This window comes from Pseudomonadales bacterium (assembly GCA_024234165.1).
Taxonomy (GTDB): domain Bacteria; phylum Pseudomonadota; class Gammaproteobacteria; order Pseudomonadales; family UBA5518; genus UBA5518.
The window spans coordinates 701,193-715,738 of the sequence record JACKOP010000001.1; the positions used below are offsets into that span (position 1 = coordinate 701,193).

General features: G+C 67.5%; 8 protein-coding genes. 1 reads left to right on the forward strand and 7 read right to left on the reverse strand.

Features of this window, described 5'->3' with window-relative positions; genetic code table 11:
- Positions 1 to 4: 4 nt before the first annotated feature.
- The 3 genes from H7A12_03020 to H7A12_03030 all read right to left on the reverse strand — a co-directional run bounded on the left by H7A12_03020 (position 5) and on the right by H7A12_03030 (position 5,657).
- The gene (locus tag H7A12_03020; GenBank protein ID MCP5319792.1) at positions 5 to 493 is read right to left on the reverse strand and encodes a hypothetical protein; all 489 of its coding nucleotides are present in this window, start codon (positions 491 to 493) and stop codon (positions 5 to 7) included.
- 19 nt (positions 494 to 512) lie between these two features.
- Complete coding sequence (locus H7A12_03025; GenBank protein MCP5319793.1) at positions 513 to 3,467, reverse strand: molybdopterin-dependent oxidoreductase; 2,955 nt, start codon at positions 3,465 to 3,467, stop codon at positions 513 to 515.
- A gap of 129 nt (positions 3,468 to 3,596) precedes the next feature.
- Positions 3,597 to 5,657 carry a TonB-dependent receptor gene (locus tag H7A12_03030; protein MCP5319794.1) on the reverse strand — a complete coding sequence of 687 codons (2,061 nt, stop codon included), beginning with the start codon at positions 5,655 to 5,657 and terminating at the stop codon, positions 3,597 to 3,599.
- 247 nt (positions 5,658 to 5,904) lie between these two features.
- On the opposite strand from H7A12_03030, the gene H7A12_03035 reads away from it, so the two are divergent.
- The gene (locus H7A12_03035; GenBank protein MCP5319795.1) at positions 5,905 to 8,154 is read left to right on the forward strand and encodes a patatin-like phospholipase family protein; all 2,250 of its coding nucleotides are present in this window, start codon (positions 5,905 to 5,907) and stop codon (positions 8,152 to 8,154) included.
- A 10-nt stretch (positions 8,155 to 8,164) separates the two neighbouring features.
- Here H7A12_03035 and H7A12_03040 read toward each other — a convergent pair whose 3' ends face one another.
- The 4 genes from H7A12_03040 to H7A12_03055 form a co-directional block, all read right to left on the reverse strand.
- Positions 8,165 to 9,469 carry a TolC family outer membrane protein gene (locus H7A12_03040; GenBank protein MCP5319796.1) on the reverse strand — a complete coding sequence of 435 codons (1,305 nt, stop codon included), beginning with the start codon at positions 9,467 to 9,469 and terminating at the stop codon, positions 8,165 to 8,167.
- Between the two features lie 62 nt (positions 9,470 to 9,531).
- Positions 9,532 to 10,374 carry an efflux RND transporter periplasmic adaptor subunit gene (locus H7A12_03045; GenBank protein ID MCP5319797.1) on the reverse strand — a complete coding sequence of 281 codons (843 nt, stop codon included), beginning with the start codon at positions 10,372 to 10,374 and terminating at the stop codon, positions 9,532 to 9,534.
- Positions 10,375 to 10,397: 23 nt separating this feature from the next.
- A complete protein-coding gene (locus H7A12_03050; GenBank protein MCP5319798.1) occupies positions 10,398 to 12,395 on the reverse strand; it encodes a hypothetical protein in 1,998 nt (665 codons plus the stop codon).
- A 2-nt stretch (positions 12,396 to 12,397) separates the two neighbouring features.
- Complete coding sequence (locus H7A12_03055) at positions 12,398 to 14,545, reverse strand: hypothetical protein (protein MCP5319799.1); 2,148 nt, start codon at positions 14,543 to 14,545, stop codon at positions 12,398 to 12,400.
- Between the last annotated feature and the right edge of the window lies 1 nt (position 14,546).

Here is a 14,546-nt window from a genome sequence, read left to right on the forward strand (position 1 = left end):
CCGCTCAGCACGCCGCGGGGCGGCTCAGATCGTCGCGAAACGCTGCAACCAGTGCCGCGAGCCCCGAGCCAGATTCAAGGCGCGCAAGCGCCCGCTCGCACCACGGCAACAGATAACGCACGAGGAGCTCGCGCTGCAGCACCGGCTCCTGCGCCTCGACGGCACACGCGAATACCTCGCAAGCCACGCCGAGCTGATCTGGCGGCAGTTGCGCGGCTTCCCATTCGAGCTCCAGATGGTCCATCACGCGCAGCCAGTCCTCGCGCACCGCTGCGCCATCACGCCCGAGTGCCGCGTGCAGCAGCAGTGACACCGTCGGTGCCGGCCCATGAAATGCGCTCCAGTACTCGACGGCGATCTCGTCGAAACCACCGGGCAGACCGAGCGCACTCCACACTGTCGCGCGGGTCGCGGTGTCGGCCAATGGACTCCACAGCCGCGCCCAGGCGAGCATCGCGAGCGCCTGCGGATCCTCGGCGAAAGTCTGCATCATCATGTGGCTCCCGAGCGCATCAGGCCGGCCGTCCGAGCAGCGCGCGCTGCGCCGGACCCAGCGCACGGATCGTGACCCGGGTGTCCTGCACGAAGGTGCCAAGCTGCAGGTGATTGATCGAGAAGCGGAGCTGGCCGTCACCACCCGCCATGTGCAGCGGATTCTGGATTCCGGGAATGATCCACTTGAAGCTGCGGTGATCCGGGAACTGCTGCGGCTCCCACGCATGGAAGTAATACGCGACGCGCGGGCGCACCATCGTGCTCTGCTTGATGCGCATGTGGATGCGACCGCAATCGTTGTACAGCTCGGCAAATTCGCCGTCGGCGATACCAAGCTCGGCGCAGTCGCGCGGGTTCAGCAGCATGCACGGCTCGCCGCGCTGCAGGCGCAGCAGCATCGGGTTGTCGCGCCACTGCGAGTGGATCGACCAGCGCGCATGGCACGACACCATCTGGAACGGATGGTCGCCTCCCGCCTTCGGGCTCGGCTTGTGCACCGGCAGCGCCTCGCCCGCCGCGACGAACCACGGGTGGTCGATGTAGAACTGCAGCCGACCGGTATACGTCGGCCAGCGCGACTTGTGCTCGGTGAACAGCGTCAGCGTGCTCAATACGCCCTCTCCCTTCCAGTCGGGGTTGAAGGTCGCAGCCGGCAGCACGTTGTCACCGGTATTCGCAAACTTGCGAATGCCGTCGCGCTCGAGTTCCGCGAGTTGCACCCCACCGGCGCTCGGACTGCCGTCGAGCACGGCCTGGGTGACTTTCGGCGCATCCTTGGCACCGAACGCACCATGACTCGTGTAGCGCTGGTGCAGCGTCTTCCAGTCGACCCGACGCGAACCACAGGTGGTGAAGGCCGGCAGATCACGCTCGCGGCAGATCTCCTCGATTCGCCTGCTGAGCAGCCAGAAGATCTCCCACTCGTCCTTGCTCTCGCCCAGCGGGGGCACCGCCGCATCGCAGTAGTGCAGATACGGTGCGTAGGTGACGGTGTACTTGATCCCGACCTTCTCGTACCAGCCGGCTGCCGGCAGCACGTAATCGGAATGCATCGCGGTGAAGCACCACTTGACGTCGATACACACCGCAAGGTCGAGATTCGGCCAGAACTGCTCCAGCATGCGATCGCCACGATTGCTGCGCCGCAACAGGTTCGCGCCGCCGGTGAACATCACCTTCGGCCCGGCCTGGCGCGCACTCAGCGTCTCCCAGCCGCTGGCGCGTGCCTCGCGATGGTAGTCGGCAAGCGAACGCCCGTCGTAGCGCCGTGCCTCGGTCTCGAGTTCGTCGGCAACGCCCTGGTAGTCGTACATCAGCGAGGCGGTGGTGGTGCTGCAGACGAACTTCGACTCGTTCGCACGCGCCATCTCGAACGGGATCAGGTGTGGCGACTTGCGCTGCATCACCACATCGACTGCGATCCGGTACAGATCGCCCGGCTCGAGCACGCCGGCCATCATCGCCAGCTTGCCGCGCAGGCCGGAGTGCTCCATCTGCAGTTGCGAACCGAAACCCGCCAGATCGAAGAAGCCAGTTGCGTGGATGCCGGCGCCACGCTTGCCGATCGCGCCCTTCAGCGCGAGGCAGAGCAGCTTCGCGCGGTTCATCAGATCCGAATGCACGAAGCGGTTCGATCCCCAGCTCGACAGCACCAGCGGGCGCTCGGCGCGCGCAAAGCCGTCCGCGAAGCGCAGGATCATCTCCGGGTGCAATGTCGTCACTGCGGCGGTGCGCTCGAGCGTCCACGTCTCGAGCTGCTCGCGCAGCAGCGCCATCACCGGCGCCACGTGCACCTCGCTGCCGTCGTGCAGACGCACCGCGATGCTGCCTTCCAGCGCCGGATCGATACCGTCCAGACGCAGCCATCCGTTGTCGTGACCCTCGACTCCGGGCGCCAGCACGATCCGGCGCGTGCGCGTGTCGAGGAAGTACATCAGCCGCCGGTCACCGCCCACGACCACGTCCGCCTCGCGCAGGAACTCGCCGGTATCCATGCGTACCAGCAACGGCAGATCGGTCTGCTCCTTCACATAGCCCCAGTCGACCCTGCCGCTGTCGACGATGTGGCGCGCGGTGAACAGTGCAAGCGCGGCGTCGCTGCCGGTCTCGAGCGGCAACCACTGATCGGCATGCACCGCGGTGGCCGTGTAGTGCGGGTCGATCACCACCAGCTCGGCGCCCTTGTAACGCGCCTCGTAGAGGAAATGCGCATCCGGCATCTGCGTCACTGCCGGGTTCTGCATCCACACGACCAGATAATCGGACAGAAACCATTCGTCGGAGGACCCGCCGGCGTGCGCGAAGCCTGCCGTGAGCGCCAGTCCGAGGTTGAGGTCGCCGATCTCCGCCCACATGTCGGCAAAGGTGCCGCCCGCCTGCATCAGGAACTTGAAGCGCCCGAGCGTGCTCGCGCCCTGGTCGAAGTTGGGGCCGAGGTCCTGGATCATGCAGTCGGCGCCATGACGGCTCGCCGCATCGACGCAGCGTGTGGCGATCTCGTCGATCGCCTGCTCCCACGAGATCTTCTCCCACTGTCCCGAACCGCGCGCACCGACACGCTTCAGCGGCACGGTGAGCCGGCTCGGGCCATACATCAGCTCGCTGTAGCAGGCACCCTTCTGGCAGCCACGCGGATTGAAATCGGGAACACCGGGTTCGGACTGTGCATAGACCGCGCTCTGCTCCTCACGTACCACGACGCCGTTCTTGACGTAGATGTCCCAGGCACAGGCGCTGCGGCAATTGGCCCAGCCGTGCGAACCCTTGACGATACGGTCCCAGCTCCAGCGCTCGCGGTAGAGGTCTTCCCAGTTGCCGAGCGCACGCGCCGTGCGTCCGCCCTCGCGGCGGGCGGCATTCGCGCGCAGATGGAACAGCGGCAGCGAACCCGTCACCGCCACGCCAGCGGCAAGTGCCGACAACTGCAGGAAACGGCGACGACCGAAACCCGGTGCGGCAACGGGAGTGGACATCGATGGCCCTCCGGCAGGAAACGCGATGAAGTGGCAGCGATGGCAACTTAGCACGCGCACCAGCCGTACGGGCACCCGCAAGGCCGCCCGTCCGGTTACCATCCGGCAAGGATTGCATCGCGACCGATCTCAGAAACGCAGCCGGACTCCCACCTCGACGCTGCGCCCCGCTTCCGGCGCAATATCGCGCAGCAGCGAGGCTGCGTTGCGCGCCTCGCGATCGAGCAGGTTCTCGGCACGCAGGAACACGGCCCACCCGTCGTCGCCGGCGCCGAGCCGGCATTCCGCGTACGCCGCGAGCAGCAGATGACCGTCGACCGCAGGCCCGCCATCACCGGTATGCGGCTGGCGCAATACCCATGTCAGACGCACACCGGCGTCCAGACGCGAGTCTGCCCAGTCGAGTGTCGCCGCAATGCGCGCGGCAGGAATGCGCGGCACGTCTGCGCCACCGTCCAGCCTGCCACGCACGCGATCACCGGCGACACCGACGCGCAGCGCCTCGGAGAGCCGATAGCTCAACTCGACCTCGACACCGTGGAAACGCGCGGCGCCAGCGCTCCACTGTCGTACCGGCAGGCATGCGTCGACCTCATCCGCCGCACACCCGGGCTGCGTCAGTCCGCTGGCGCGATCGAATACGAGCCCGGTGTCACGCTGGTAGATGAAATCCGCGTAGCGGTTGCGGAACAGCTCGATCCCCACATCCAGGCGCTCACCGTGAAAGTGCCAGCCGAGATCCAGGTTCACCGAGCGCTCCTCGCCGAGTGCAGCGTCGCCGACCTCATGGCTTGCGGTCGCGACGTGCGCGCCATCGGAGAACAGCTCCTCGAAGGTGGGTGCACGCCCGGCGCTGCTCAGTCCCAACTTCAGCGTGTGGCGCAACTCCGGCGCCCACAGCGCCGACAGCGAAGCACTGCGGGTCGTGAACGATCGTCCCGCCATGTGGCGCGGCTCGTGTTGGTCGCGGCCCAGGCGCAGGCCGAACTCCCACACCACGTCGCCCAGGTGCAGATCCTCGACGACGAACACCCCCCAGGAACGTGAATCGACGTCGGGCACGAAGGCCTCTTCCCCCACGGCCACGAAGTCACTGTGACCGAACTGCACACCGGCTGAGCCGTGCAGGCGCTCGTTCAGGCGATGCACCGCTTCGAAGCGCCCATCGCGTGCACGCTTGCCGAAGCGTGTACCGACCACACCGCTCTCGATCTCGTCGTGAGCGTAATCGGACCACGCGAGATGGGCACGCACCAGTTCCACACCGGGCAGCGGATCCTCGAGTTCACCGTGCAGCTCGTAGCGCGTCTGTTCGAGGTCGATCCGTACGGCTTCCGTGCCCTGTTGGGATTGCGGCTCGTGCGCCGCGTCGTCGTGGTCGTCGTGCTCGTGGGCGTGCGCACCGAGCGGAATCCCGTAGTCTGACTCCAGGCGGTTCACCGCCAGGCCGAGGAAGCCGCGCCCGGACACCCACGACAGCCCGGCGGTGGCACCGCCTGCGTCGGCATCACTGTTGCCGATGCGCCCCCTGGCTCCACCGTCGCCGTCCGCGCCGTGTGGCACCCGCAGTTCTCCGCTGTCACGCCGGAACCCGTCGAAGTGCAGCGCCGCGCTGCCGGCACCGGCATCGAGCCGCCCGACGAGCACACGCGCCCCCACATTGGATGCACGACGGTACTCGAGCAGGCCCTCGGCAACGGCTGGTACGCGCGAGGGAACGCGCCGGTCGATCACGTTGACCACACCACCGATCGCGCCGCTGCCGTAGAGCAATGTCGCCGGGCCCCGCAGCACCTCGATGCGCTCGGCAAGCACCGCCTCGGTCGCATCGGCGTGATCTGCGCTGGTATTGGCCGCGTCACCCACCGGCAGACTGTTCTGCAGCACCAGCACGCGCGGTGCGCCCTGGCCCCTGATCACCGGGTGGCCAACGCCGGGACCGAACGAGGCATACGACACACCGAGCTGCTGTTTCAGCGTCTCACCGAGCGTGGCCGCGACGCTGCGCCGCAGCGCCTCGCCGGCAAGGACGTTGACCGGATGCGCGGTCTCCGCCTCGCCCCTGTGCATCGGTGCAGTGACGACGATCTCCTCCAGCCCGCCCGCCGTGGCGGCGGTACCAGCCACGGCAAACACGGTGCAGAGCGCGGCGACGGCGAGTGCCGCAGCGCGGGTGCACGACTCCAGCATGATCGAAACTCCATCGATGACGCCGGCATGGATCCTGCGGACGGATCCGTGATCAGCCGGCAAGCAGCAGTCGACACCGCTTCTCAGGCGGTGGATCGTGACGGCGGCAACCTGGGACGATTCGTGGGGGCGGCAGTATACGCAGGCACTGCAGCCACACCAAATGCCGTGCCTTTTTCGTGGACCACGGCACCGGTACGTGCCGACAATGGGCGCATGGAATGAGGCCTGCAGGAGGAACCTTGCAATGCGTGTGGTGGCCGGGCTGATCGTTGCGTTGCTGCTCGACTGCTGGCTGGCAGCCGCGACCGCCCTTGCCGGGCCGGTTGCCGACGATCGAGCGCAGCCACCACGCCCGCGCGTGGGCCTGGTGCTTGCCGGCGGCGGCGCGCGCGGCCTGGCGCACATCGGCGTGATCCGCTTTCTCGAGGAGCACGGCATCCAGGTGGACGCGATCGCCGGCACCAGCATGGGCGCGATCGTCGGCGCGATGTACGCCTCGGGACTCGACGCCACCGGGATGGAGGAAGTCGCGACCACGCTGGACTGGAAATACGCCTTCGACGACACCACTCCGCGCGACCAGTTGTCGCTGCGACGCAAGCAGGAGGATCTCGACTTCCTGGTACGCGGGAAGCTGCGCTACAAGGACGGGCGCCTGCGCCTGCCGATGGGCGCGATCGAGGGTCAGCACCTGAACATGGTGTTGCACGACATCATCGGGCACGTCGCCCGCGTGCGCGACTTCGACGCTCTGCCGATCCCGTTTCGTGCGGTCGCCACCGATATAGAAACCGGTGAAGCCGTGGTGATCGGGCGCGGCGATCTCGCCACGGCGATGCGTGCCAGCATGTCGATTCCCGGCATGTTCTCGCCGGTCGAGCTCGACGGACGACTGCTGGTCGACGGCGGCATCGCCAACAGCATCCCGGTCGATGTGGCACAGGCGATGGGTGTCGATCGGCTGATCGTGATCGATGTGGGCACCCCGCTCTACGAGCGCGCGCGTCTCGACAACGTGCTGACACTGATGGACCAGCTCACGACGATCATGACGCGCGGCAATTCGCAGCGCCAGCTCGCACGCCTCGGCAGCGACGACGTGCTGATCACTCCGCTGCTCGACCCTGCCGGCGTGACGACGATGAGCTTCGAGAAGGCCGCCGAGGCCATCGCTCTCGGCTACGAGGCCGCGGCGCGCATGCAGCCCGAGCTCGCGGCGCTGGCTGGCCCGCCGCGTGCGCCTGCCGTTGCCAAACGCCCGCGGCTGCAGCGCCCGCACATCGACGCGATTCGCATCGAATCGGACGCGTCGGTATCGCACGAGCTGTTGCGCAACATGGTCACGCAGCCGCTCGGAGCGAAGCTGAACCGCATACGCATCGAACGTGATATCGCCGAGATCTACGGTCTGGACGAATTCTCGCGCGTCGACTACGACGTCAGCTCCGAAGACGGGCAGCAGGTGCTGACCCTGCACGCCACGGCGCACCCCGCCGGCATCAGCTACCTGCGGCTCGGTCTGGGCTGGGACCAGGACAGCCGCGGCAGCAGCGACTTCGCACTGCGTGCAGGCTGGCGCCAGAAGGGAATAAACCGCCTTGGTGCCGAGTGGTTCACGCTGGCCCAGCTCGGCGGGCGGTCACGCTTCATGAGCGAATTCCACCAGCCTCTCGATACCCGTCGGCGACTGTTCGTCGATACACGCTACGAGTACCAGCAGCGCCAGATCAACGTCGTGGAGCACGGATCGGTACTGGCGCGCGTGGAAATCGACCAGCATCGCGTGGAGATCGCTCCCGGCCTCAACCTCGGCAACCTGGCAGCGTTACGCGTGGGCGCCTACGCGGGCACCGCCAACGCCACGACCGAGATCGGCCGCCGCATCGCGGGGACGCACGACGACGATGACGGAGGCTGGTTCGCGGAGCTGCACTACGATTCGCTGGACCGCACCTACTTCCCCACACACGGCCTGCGTTTCCTCAGCCGTTTCGACGACGGTCGCGAATCATGGGGAGCAAGCACCGGTTACGAAGCATGGAGCACACGCGCACAACTGGTGCGCTCCTTCGGGTCGCATGTGCTCGCCGTCAACCTGCGCTGGTCGGAGCTGGATTTCGATCTCGATCCGGCCTTCCCGGACCGCATCACGCTGCCGTCACAGGTGTTCACGCTGGGCGGCTTCCAGGCGCTGTCCGGCTATACGCGTGACTCGCTGGCCGGCAACTATGCGGGCCTCGGCAGCCTGGTCTATTACCGTCGCCTGAACCAGCAATCACTGCTGCCGACCGACCTGCCGGTATACGCAGGTGCCAGCATCGAGGCGGGCAACGTGTGGTTGCGACGCCGCGACGCCACGCTCGATGACCTGATCGTCGCCGGCAGCCTGTTCCTCGGCGTCGACTCCCCGCTCGGCCCGGTGTTCCTCGGTGCCGGTGTCGGCGAACGCGGCCAGCGCGCGCTGTACCTGCGGATCGGTCAGCAGTTCGAATGAGCCCGGCGGTTCAGCGCGCAGCAAGCAGCGCATTGATCTCCTGCACGTCGGCCTCGCCGAGCCGCCCCGCTGCCGCCTTCAGGCGCAACAAGGACAGCAGCGTCTCGTAGCGCGCCCGCGCCAGATCGCGCTGTGTCTCCGCGAGCTGCTGGCGTGCGTTCAACACGTCGATGTTCGCGCGCACGCCGAGCTCGAGCCCGCGCTGGTTCGCCGCCAGCGCCGTCTCGGCCGACTTCAGCGCCTCCTCCAGCGCCAGCACCTGCGCGAGCCCCGCACTTCCATTCAGGAACGCCTGGCGCGCGTGCAGCGCACTCGTGCGCCGCGCCCCGTCGAGTTCCGCCATCGCCTTGTCGAGCAGCTTCGCCGTCTCGCGCTGGCGCGCCACCGTGGCTCCTCCCGAATACAGCGGCAGCGAGAACTGCACGCCAACGCTGTGCTCGTCCAGATCGGTATTCAGCGTCGTGATCGTGCCCGAGTTCGTCTCGCCGTAGCTCGCGGTCAGGTCGATCTTCGGCAGATGGCCCGCACGCGCCTTCTTCGTCTCCATGCGCGCGATTCCGACCGCAGCCTGCCCCGCAACCACCGCCAGCCCGTCGGTGACCGCCGAATTCACCCACGCCTCGATATCGTTCGGCGCGGGCTCCTGCAGGTGCACCCCATCCGCCAGCGCTGCCAGCGTCCCCGGATAGCGGTTCGTGATCGCGCGCAGCGCCTCCCCCTTCGCCGCCAGGTCGTTGCGCGCCGCGATCTGCTGCGCCGACACGATGTCGAAGCGCGCCTTCGCATCACGCACGTCGGTGATCGACGCCGTACCGAGCTCGAAGCGCCGGTTCGCCGCAGCAAGCTGCTCGGAGATCGCCGCACGCTCGCTCTCGATCGAGACCAGTGCGTCCTGCGCGTACAGCACGTCGAAATACGCCTGCGCAAGCCGCACCACCAGATCCTGGCGCGCAATCTCGAGTTCGGCCCGCGCCTGCTCGACCAGCATCTTCGTCTGGTCGTACTCGATCTTGCTGTCCCAGCGCAGCAACGGTTGCGTAAGCCGCACCGCCCACGCGTTGCTGTTGTAACTCTGGCGGCCGTACGTTCTGCTGTCGGAGTTGTTCGACGCCGAGTTCGCGGTCAGCGCGATCGACGGCAGCAGCGCCGCAAAGCTCTGCGGCACCCGCTGCTCGACCGCCGCGAACTGGGCGCGCGCTGCGCCATATTCGGTGTCGTTCTCGAGCGCCTCCTGGTACGCCGACAGGATGTCGTCGGCCGCGCACGCCTGGGCGACGATGGCGGCAATCAGTGCAATCCGGATCCTGTTCTTCATGGTTCGATCCCTCTGGTGTCTGTCTCTTCCTGCCGACGGCGGTTGCACCCAACCGTATCCGTTCAGCTCCCTTTTCCATCTCCCGCCGCGATCGCAGGCGCCTTCGCCGCCGCCTCGCCGTCGACGAACGATACGCGGCACTTGACCCCCGCCGGTATGCCGTCGCGTGGATTCGGCAGCGTCAGGCGTACGCCGAATGTTCCACTCGCGGTATCGATCACCGCATCGACGACACTGACCTCTGCCTCGTAACGCCCCCCGATCGGATCTTCCGGCACCACCGTCGCGCGCTGCCCCACCCGCACCCGCCGGAACGCTTCCAGCGGCAGCAGCGCCTCCACGTGCAGCACGTCGACGTTCGCGATCTCGAGGATCGGCCGCTCCATGTCGCGATTGTCGGCAAGCTCACCCGGATTCAGCGTACGCCGCACCACGACGCCGTCGATCGGGGACAGCACGGTGCGCAGCCGCAACTCCTCCCCGGCCCGCCGGTACTCGAGTTCGGCAACGCGCTGGTTATCGCGCGTCTCGAGCAGTTCGGCCTCGGCGAGACGCTGCTCGGTGGCGGCCTCGTCGCGCTCCTGCGCCGACACGAATCGCTCCTCGTGCAACTGCTGGTTGCGTTGCGCCTTCACCTTGGCGTACTCGAGGCGACTCGCTGCGGAGCGGATCGTGCCCTGCATGGTGGCGCGAAAGCGAGCCAGCTCGGCACTCGATTTCTCGCGGCCGGCATCGAGCTCGACCAGCACCTGGCCGCTGCGCACGCGATCACCGCGATCGGCGTGGATCGCGGTGATCAACCCTTCGACTGCCGCACGCACCTCGACCGTGCGGCTCGGTTCCGTCACGCAATCGAACTCCTCCGACCCGGCGGCCAGCGCTCCTGCAGATGCCAATGCCAGCATGAGGACGCATCCGCTCAACCACTTCATTCGCCTGCTCCCGAGAATGCCAGCGAGCGGTCCTTGTGCTTCTCGCCCTGCAGCGTACGCTTGCGCACCCGCGCATTGCGTCGCTCGGCGCTGTCCTGTGCCACCCGGCGCAGCAGTCTTCCCGCCGCGCGCGGGAGTTCTCCGCTGCTCCCCGCCCAGCGCGCCAGTGCGCCGGCGAGTGCCGGCGCGTGCGCGCTGAAGATCTCGTCATCGAGCGCCACCAGCCCTTCGCAACTGCCGGGATCGCCCTGGCGACCGGCACGCCCGAACAACTGCCGGTCGATGCGCCGCGACTCGTGGAACTCGGTCAGTATCACGTGCAGCCCCCCGGCGGCCCGCACCTGCGGGTGCAGCTTGATGTCGGTGCCGCGGCCGGCCATGTTGGTCGCAACCGTCACACGACCGGGTTGGCCGGCAGCGGTGACGATCGCAGCTTCCTCTGCGTCGTGACGTGCGTTCAGCAGCGCACAGTCGATGCCTTCGACCGCGAGCAGCGCCGCCAGATGCTCCGATGCCTCGACCGAGCGCGTGCCGACCAGCACCGCACGTCCTTCGGCACGCCGTGCGCGCACGCTTTCGACCACGGCATGCCAGCGCACTGACGCCTGCAGGAACACACGATCCCCGCCATGGCGACGCTGCAGGCGCCGATTGGTCGGGATGCGAATCGTGCCGACCCCGTAGACCGCTCGCACTTCGGGCGCAATCTCGGCACCGGTACCGGTCATTCCGGCAAGCCAGAGGTAACGGCAAAAGAAACGCTGATAGGTCACGCGCGCGATCGTCTCGCGGCGGCGACTCGGCGCCAGGCCCTCCTTCGCCTCGATCAACTGATGCAGCCCGTGTTCCCAGGTGCGGTCCGGCATCGTGCGCCCGGTCGATTCGTCGACGATCTGCACGGCGTCTTCCGTCACGATGTACTGCACGTCACGCTGATACAGGTGCAGCGCGACCAGCGCCTGTTCGACCACCTGTTCGCGTGCACGGCGGAAACGCCAGCTCCCGCCGCGCCCGGCCACGGCGCGATCGACGGCCGCGCGTCCTGCACCGGTCAGGCGTGCGCTGCGCTCGGCAGCGTGGATGCGATAGGCATCGTCCGGCAGTTCGCGCGCCACCGCAAGCGCGAACGGGTAGTCCACAGCGTCCGCTTCCCCCTGCTGCTCGGCCGAGATGATCAGCGGCGTGCGCGCTTCGTCGACGAAGATGCTGTCGGCCTCGTCGACGATCGCATAACAGAGGCCGCGCAGCAGCAAGCGGTCGGCCGCAGCACGGCCGTCGAGGAAACGGCGCAACGCGAGCTGGCGCACGTTGTCGGCACTGCCTGCGGCGAGTCCGTCCTTCAGGTAGTCGAACACCAGGTCCTTGTTGACACAGTAGCTCACGTCGCGTGCGTACATCTCGCGTCGTACCGACGGGTCCTGATCCGGCTCGATCCAGCCCACCGACAGGCCGAAGAATGCAAACACCGGCGTCATTTCCTGCGCATCGCGACGCGCCAGGTACTCGTTGACCGTGATCACGTGCACCGGGACTCCGGCCAGCGCGACCGTGACCGCCGGCAGCACGCCGGTCAGGCTCTTGCCCTCCCCGGTTGCCATCTCGGCAACGTGGCCGCGCAGCAGCGCGTAACCGCCCATCAACTGCACCGGGAAATGGTGCATGCCGAGCAGCCGCCCGCTGACCTCGCGCACCAGCGCGAATGCCTCGACCACGGCGGCTTCGGCCATGCCCTCGCGCACCAGGCGTGCCGAGAGCTGCCGCGCGCGCGTACGCAGCGCCTCCTCGTCGAGTGCCCCGAGTTCCGTTGCGCACGCCAGCACTCGCGCTGCGAAACGGCGCAGTCGCCAGCGCAACAGCGCCGAGGCCCACAACGCCAGCCAGCCGGCCCAGTACGCCAGCACGCGATCGAGCACGTGGGGATGCCGGTCGGCACGCTCCGGGTAGAGACCGACCGCGTACTCCGCCACCGACCACTCACGCAGCAACTGGCGCATGCTCAGACCCCCAGCCTGCTCAGCAGCACCTGGCGCACACGGCGGTAGAGCTGCGTGGCGAGCGTCGCCGGTCGGTGTTCGAAGCGCACGTGGGCACGCGTACCGAAGCGCAGATCCTCGTGCGCGCTCGCAAGCTTCAGATCGAACTGAAATGTACGGGCCAGCGTCTTGAGCCCGGAAGGATCACGCGGATCGGTCGCGAACAGTCCACCGCCGTCGATCGTCATCGACTTCGCCGGCAGTTCCTGTGCGCCACCGGGAACCTCGCGCGTCACGCTTGCCTCGAAGCGCTCGTGCGGGCGATCGACCAGTCGTACGCGCACGCGCTGCGTATCCTGGCGCACCTGGTCGGCGTCTTCCTGGCGCACCACGACGCGCACCGAATCGAGTGCGCCTGCAACCACATAACCGAGCAGCGCGCCCTGGGCGAAATACCGACCCGGCACATCGCGCGCATCAGGCAGCACCCAGAACCCATCACGCCCGGCGCGGGCGACCAGATCGGCCACGCGCCGTTCGCTATGCGCGAGCGCCGCGCGTTCGGCCTCGAGCTCCTGGCGCGTGAGTTCGGACTGCAGCCGGTCATCGAAGCGCTGCTGTGCGTAACGCACGCCCAGTTGTTCCACCCGGGCTCGCCGCACTGCCAGTTCGGCTGCCAGATCCGCATCCTCGAGCGCGAGCAGCGTATCCCCGGTTGCGACCGCATCGCCGGGACCAGCCCGCAGGCGTGCAACGAAACCACCGCTGCCGGCACGCACTTCCGCATTCGGCGGCACCCACACCACACCCTCGGCGCTGGTCCAGTACGGCAGCGGCACGAACAGCGTGAACAGCACCACAACGGCGCATGAAGCCAGGGTCACGGCCAGGGCACGACGGCGATGACGATCGAGTTCGGCGTCGCGCAACACGAACGCGACTCCCTTCGCCGCCGGCCACAGCAGCATCATGCCTACCGTCCACAGCGCAAGGATCACGCCCACGAAGAAATACTTGCCGGCGACGAACAGCGCGATCCCGAACATCACGAACAGGCGATAGCACCATGCGACCGGCGCGTAGAGCAGCATCCATACGCGCTCGCCGCGCTGATATCCCGGTGACTGCGCCTGCTCGGCACCGAACACATGGCGCTTGACCAGGTACCCGAGATACCGGTTCGAACGCTGCGCGAGATTCGGAATCTCCAGAAAGTCCGCAAGCATGTAGTAGCCATCGAAGCGCAGCAGCGGGTTCGCGTTGAACACGATCGTCGACACGCCGCCGATCAGCATCACGTTGAAGGCAATGGCACGTATCGCACCGGGTTCGACCACGATCCACACGAACAGCGCCAGTGCGGCCAGGAACAGCTCGACCAGGATGCCTGCGGCCGCGACCCCGATGCGCGCCCACTTGTCGCGAAACGCGTTCGACGCACTCGCATCCACGTACGGCACCGGCGCGAACACCAGGAACATCAGGCCCATCTCGTGCACCTCGCCGTCGCCACGGCGAATCGCCCACGCATGCCCCATCTCGTGACAGAACTTCACGACCGGATAGCTCAGCCACAACCACACCAGGTTCTCCAGCGCGAGCACGCGATCGGCCACGTTGCTGCTCAGCTCACCCCAGTGCTGCGGCAGCTGCAGCAGCGCACTGCCGACCACCGCCAGCCACAGCAGCAGTCCGACCGGACCGAAGGCCCAGCGTACGTACCGCCAACTGCGGTCGATGAACCGTTGCGGGTCCCACAGCGGAAAGCGCAGCGCCATCGGGTTGCCGATGGCCTGCAGCCACTTCGCTCGCAGCTGGCGCCGGCGTCGCTCGATCGCCTCGCCGAGCTCGGGCAGCGCGTCGATCTGCAGCACGTCCGCCGCGTGCAACTGGTACAGGAGCTGGATCACCTCGTCCTGCGTCGGCGCGTGGTCACCGAGCGTGTCGGCCAGCGTGTTCCACAGTTCATCGACCGTGCGCGTGCCGTCCATGCCGTCGATCAGCGCGTAGGTTGCCGGCGTGAAGCGATGCGAACGCCCCGACGCCTGGTCGAGCAGCACGTACCAGGCCTTGCCGCGAAAGCGCTGGCGCGTGATGCTCACCTGCGCCAACAGCCGGGGCCGCAGTCCTGCGACCCGGTACCAGTCGTCGCTGAGGAAGCGCGTGCTCATG